Annotated in this window: 1 protein-coding gene; it reads left to right on the top strand. The window is 60.8% G+C overall.

Translation table 11 applies throughout. The features are described 5' to 3' along the window. Positions 1 to 571: IS110 family transposase (locus A3764_RS23715; protein WP_150122446.1), on the top strand; the 571-nt coding region annotated here is incomplete at its 5' end. Positions 572 to 822 lie beyond the last annotated feature (251 nt).

Below are 822 nucleotides of genomic sequence, written 5' to 3'. Positions count from 1 at the left end.
GGTTGGTTCAGTGGGGTTACCCGTTCACCCGGAATCCGACGCCGTTCGTATGTTCCGCCTTGTGCTGGCCGAAGGCCGAAGCCTGGTTCGCCAGCGCAATGAGATCGAGGCCCGTGCCGTCGAGCTTCTGTCCGATCATCCCGATTACCAGCTTCTGACAACCATCCCCGGCATCGGCCCGATCAACGCCTTGACCATCCTGGCCGAAGCTGGCGATCTGCGCCGTTTCCGCCATCACCGCCAATTCCTGAAGTTCTGCGGCATGGACCTCGCCACCGTGCAATCCGGCATGTTCCGCGGCCAAAGCCGCATCTCGAAGTATGGCAACGCCCGACTTCGCAGAACCCTCTGGATGGCGGGCCAGGTTGCCGTGCTCAAACACACGAACAGCTTCCGCGACAAGTTCGAACGCTACATCGCGGGAGACCGACACAATGCCCATCTGCGCCGCAAGGCCTACACCGCAATCGCGGCCAAGATGGCGCGCACCGTACACGCCGTGGTCAAGCACGGCGAACCCTATCGCCCCTTCTTCGAGGGGGTGAGCCCAGGTGGAAGGACCCTTGTCTGATCAGAGCCGTGGAGGCAGTTCGCTGACCTCGTAGATAATGTTCAGGTCTTCCGCTTGGGATTTTGGATCTCGTCTTAAGGACGGTGAGGGCCGCCATCGCGCGTACCCTGTGTTTGCTATGGGAGAGACCGCTTCTTGACGGCGGAGACCGCCTGGGCAACCATATCAGGGCATCCGGGACACCGGATGCCCCATGACCTGCTGACCTAAGCAGACAAATCTTCCCGATATAGGACGTTGTCCGACACCAC

This window comes from Sulfitobacter sp. HI0129 (assembly GCF_001635395.1).
Taxonomy (GTDB): Bacteria; Pseudomonadota; Alphaproteobacteria; order Rhodobacterales; family Rhodobacteraceae; genus Sulfitobacter.
This window is presented reverse-complemented; position numbering and strand designations above follow the sequence as displayed.